The organism is Streptococcus pseudopneumoniae (assembly GCF_001072925.1).
Taxonomy (GTDB): Bacteria; Bacillota; Bacilli; order Lactobacillales; family Streptococcaceae; genus Streptococcus; species Streptococcus pseudopneumoniae_Q.
The window spans coordinates 1-5,035 of record NZ_JVHE01000062.1 but is presented as its reverse complement, the minus strand read 5'-3'; the positions used below and the strand labels follow the sequence as shown (position 1 = coordinate 5,035).

Below are 5,035 nucleotides of genomic sequence, written 5' to 3'. Positions count from 1 at the left end.
AGCTAAGCGACTTCCTTATCTCACAGGGGGCAACCCCCAACTACTTCCGGCGTTCTAGGGCTTAACTTCTGTGTTCGGCATGGGTACAGGTGTATCTCCTAGGCTATCGTCACTTAACTTTGAGTAATACCTACTCAAAATTGAATATCTATCAAATTCCAAGAAAGCCTTCACACTTCGTATTCTCAGTTACTTTGGATAAGTCCTCGAGCTATTAGTATTAGTCCGCTACATGTGTCGCCACACTTCCACTTCTAACCTATCTACCTGATCATCTCTCAGGGCTCTTACTGATATAAAATCATGGGAAATCTCATCTTGAGGTGGGTTTCACACTTAGATGCTTTCAGCGTTTATCCCTTCCCTACATAGCTACCCAGCGATGCCTTTGGCAAGACAACTGGTACACCAGCGGTAAGTCCACTCTGGTCCTCTCGTACTAGGAGCAGATCCTCTCAAATTTCCTACGCCCGCGACGGATAGGGACCGAACTGTCTCACGACGTTCTGAACCCAGCTCGCGTGCCGCTTTAATGGGCGAACAGCCCAACCCTTGGGACCGACTACAGCCCCAGGATGCGACGAGCCGACATCGAGGTGCCAAACCTCCCCGTCGATGTGAACTCTTGGGGGAGATAAGCCTGTTATCCCCAGGGTAGCTTTTATCCGTTGAGCGATGGCCCTTCCATACGGAACCACCGGATCACTAAGCCCGACTTTCGTCCCTGCTCGAGTTGTAGCTCTCGCAGTCAAGCTCCCTTATACCTTTACACTCTGCGAATGATTTCCAACCATTCTGAGGGAACCTTTGGGCGCCTCCGTTACCTTTTAGGAGGCGACCGCCCCAGTCAAACTGCCCGTCAGACACTGTCTCCGATAGGGATCACCTATCTGGGTTAGAGTGGCCATAACACAAGGGTAGTATCCCAACAACGTCTCCTTCGAAACTGGCGTCCCGATCTCTTAGACTCCTACCTATCCTGTACATGTGGTACAGACACTCAATATCAAACTGCAGTAAAGCTCCATGGGGTCTTTCCGTCCTGTCGCGGGTAACCTGCATCTTCACAGGTACTAAAATTTCACCGAGTCTCTCGTTGAGACAGTGCCCAAATCATTACGCCTTTCGTGCGGGTCGGAACTTACCCGACAAGGAATTTCGCTACCTTAGGACCGTTATAGTTACGGCCGCCGTTTACTGGGGCTTCAATTCATACCTTCGCGTTACCGCTAAGCACTCCTCTTAACCTTCCAGCACCGGGCAGGCGTCACCCCCTATACATCATCTTACGATTTAGCAGAGAGCTGTGTTTTTGATAAACAGTTGCTTGGGCCTATTCACTGCGGCTGACTTAAAGTCAGCACCCCTTCTCCCGAAGTTACGGGGTCATTTTGCCGAGTTCCTTAACGAGAGTTCTCTCGCTCACCTGAGGCTACTCGCCTCGACTACCTGTGTCGGTTTGCGGTACGGGTAGAGTATGTTTAAACGCTAGAAGCTTTTCTTGGCAGTGTGACGTCACTAACTTCGCTACTAAACTTCGCTCCCCATCACAGCTCAATGTTATAGAACTAAGCATTTAACTCAATTCACACCTCACTGCTTAGACAGACACTTCCAATCGTCTGCTTTAGTTAGCCTACTGCGTCCCTCCATCACTACATACTCTAGTACAGGAATATCAACCTGTTGTCCATCGGATACACCTTTCGGTCTCTCCTTAGGTCCCGACTAACCCAGGGCGGACGAGCCTTCCCCTGGAAACCTTAGTCTTACGGTGGACAGGATTCTCACCTGTCTTTCGCTACTCATACCGGCATTCTCACTTCTATGCGTTCCAGCACTCCTCACGGTACACCTTCTTCACACATAGAACGCTCTCCTACCATACCTATAAAGGTATCCACAGCTTCGGTAAATTGTTTTAGCCCCGGTACATTTTCGGCGCAGGGTCACTCGACTAGTGAGCTATTACGCACTCTTTGAATGAATAGCTGCTTCTAAGCTAACATCCTAGTTGTCTGTGCAACCCCACATCCTTTTCCACTTAACAATTATTTTGGGACCTTAGCTGGTGGTCTGGGCTGTTTCCCTTTCGACTACGGATCTTAGCACTCGCAGTCTGACTGCCGACCATAATTCATTGGCATTCGGAGTTTATCTGAGATTGGTAATCCGGGATGGACCCCTCACCCAAACAGTGCTCTACCTCCAAGAATCTCTAATGTCGACGCTAGCCCTAAAGCTATTTCGGAGAGAACCAGCTATCTCCAAGTTCGTTTGGAATTTCTCCGCTACCCACAAGTCATCCAAGCACTTTTCAACGTGCCCTGGTTCGGTCCTCCAGTGCGTCTTACCGCACCTTCAACCTGCTCATGGGTAGGTCACATGGTTTCGGGTCTACGACATGATACTAAGGCGCCCTATTCAGACTCGGTTTCCCTACGGCTCCGTCTCTTCAACTTAACCTCGCATCATATCGTAACTCGCCGGTTCATTCTACAAAAGGCACGCTCTCACCCATTAACGGGCTCGAACTTGTTGTAGGCACACGGTTTCAGGTTCTATTTCACTCCCCTCCCGGGGTGCTTTTCACCTTTCCCTCACGGTACTGGTTCACTATCGGTCACTAGGGAGTATTTAGGGTTGGGAGATGGTCCTCCCAGATTCCGACGGGATTTCACGTGTCCCGCCGTACTCAGGATACTGCTAGGTACAAAGACTATTTTGAATACGAGGCTATCACTCTCTTTGGCTGATTTTCCCAAACCATTCTTCTATAATCTTTGAGTCCACATTGCAGTCCTACAACCCCGAAGAGTAAACTCTTCGGTTTGCCCTTCTGCCGTTTCGCTCGCCGCTACTAAGGCAATCGCTTTTGCTTTCTCTTCCTGCAGCTACTTAGATGTTTCAGTTCACTGCGTCTTCCTCCTCATATCCTTAACAGATATGGGTAACAGGTAGTACCTGTTGGGTTCCCCCATTCGGAAATCCCTGGATCATCGCTTACTTACAGCTACCCAAGGCATATCGTCGTTTGTCACGTCCTTCTTCGGCTCCTAGTGCCAAGGCATCCACCGTGCGCCCTTATTAACTTAACCTTATTTTTCTGACCTTTCAGTCATAAACTCTTATTAATACTACAGCGTTTTCGGTTTATTTTCTTGTTACTATTTGATATAGATATTCAATTTTCAATGTGCATTACTTGGTGATCTCTCACCAATGGAGCCTAGCGGGATCGAACCGCTGACCTCCTGCGTGCAAAGCAGGCGCTCTCCCAGCTGAGCTAAGGCCCCACAAGACCTCTCAAGACTAAACAAGACCAATGTGCATTCCTTATCCTTAGAAAGGAGGTGATCCAGCCGCACCTTCCGATACGGCTACCTTGTTACGACTTCACCCCAATCATCTATCCCACCTTAGGCGGCTGGCTCCTAAAAGGTTACCTCACCGACTTCGGGTGTTACAAACTCTCGTGGTGTGACGGGCGGTGTGTACAAGGCCCGGGAACGTATTCACCGCGGCGTGCTGATCCGCGATTACTAGCGATTCCGACTTCATGTAGGCGAGTTGCAGCCTACAATCCGAACTGAGACTGGCTTTAAGAGATTAGCTTGCCGTCACCGACTTGCGACTCGTTGTACCAGCCATTGTAGCACGTGTGTAGCCCAGGTCATAAGGGGCATGATGATTTGACGTCATCCCCACCTTCCTCCGGTTTATTACCGGCAGTCTCGCTAGAGTGCCCAACTAAATGATGGCAACTAACAATAGGGGTTGCGCTCGTTGCGGGACTTAACCCAACATCTCACGACACGAGCTGACGACAACCATGCACCACCTGTCACCTCTGTCCCGAAGGAAAGCTCTATCTCTAGAACGGTCAGAGGGATGTCAAGACCTGGTAAGGTTCTTCGCGTTGCTTCGAATTAAACCACATGCTCCACCGCTTGTGCGGGCCCCCGTCAATTCCTTTGAGTTTCAACCTTGCGGTCGTACTCCCCAGGCGGAGTGCTTAATGCGTTAGCTACGGCACTAAACCCCGGAAAGGGTCTAACACCTAGCACTCATCGTTTACGGCGTGGACTACCAGGGTATCTAATCCTGTTTGCTCCCCACGCTTTCGAGCCTCAGCGTCAGTTACAAGCCAGAGAGCCGCTTTCGCCACCGGTGTTCCTCCATATATCTACGCATTTCACCGCTACACATGGAATTCCACTCTCCCCTCTTGCACTCAAGTTAAACAGTTTCCAAAGCGTACTATGGTTAAGCCACAGCCTTTAACTTCAGACTTATCTAACCGCCTGCGCTCGCTTTACGCCCAATAAATCCGGACAACGCTCGGGACCTACGTATTACCGCGGCTGCTGGCACGTAGTTAGCCGTCCCTTTCTGGTAAGATACCGTCACAGTGTGAACTTTCCACTCTCACACTCGTTCTTCTCTTACAACAGAGCTTTACGATCCGAAAACCTTCTTCACTCACGCGGCGTTGCTCGGTCAGACTTCCGTCCATTGCCGAAGATTCCCTACTGCTGCCTCCCGTAGGAGTCTGGGCCGTGTCTCAGTCCCAGTGTGGCCGATCACCCTCTCAGGTCGGCTATGTATCGTCGCCTTGGTGAGCCGTTACCCCACCAACTAGCTAATACAACGCAGGTCCATCTGGTAGTGATGCAATTGCACCTTTCAAGCAGATATCATGCAATATCTACTGTTATGCGGTATTAGCTATCGTTTCCAATAGTTATCCCCCGCTACCAGGCAGGTTACCTACGCGTTACTCACCCGTTCGCAACTCATCCAGAGAAGCAAGCTCCTCCTTCAGCGTTCTACTTGCATGTATTAGGCACGCCGCCAGCGTTCGTCCTGAGCCAGGATCAAACTCTCATTAAAAGTTTGAGTTCTCACTCATTTCTGTCACTGACAGATTTATTGTTTTTTTCATTGTTCAGTACTACAACCTTAGTTGTAGTGCCCTGCACATTGGTTCGTCTTGTTCAGTTTTCAAAGGTCTTTGTCACTCACTTCTCTCAAG

Annotated in this window: 1 tRNA gene and 3 rRNA genes; all 4 read right to left on the bottom strand. The window is 49.8% G+C overall.

The features are described 5' to 3' along the window. Window position 1: 1 nt before the first annotated feature. A 5S ribosomal RNA gene (gene rrf / locus ADH81_RS03715) occupies window positions 2-117 on the bottom strand. Between the two features lie 77 nt (window positions 118-194). Then, a 23S ribosomal RNA gene (locus tag ADH81_RS03710) occupies window positions 195-3,098 on the bottom strand. A 125-nt stretch (window positions 3,099-3,223) separates the two neighbouring features. After that, window positions 3,224-3,296: transfer RNA gene (locus ADH81_RS03705), tRNA-Ala, on the bottom strand. Between the two features lie 50 nt (window positions 3,297-3,346). Continuing rightward, a 16S ribosomal RNA gene (locus tag ADH81_RS03700) occupies window positions 3,347-4,893 on the bottom strand. The 16S, 23S and 5S rRNA genes sit together here with 1 tRNA gene alongside, the layout of an rRNA operon. Window positions 4,894-5,035: the final 142 nt, after the last annotated feature.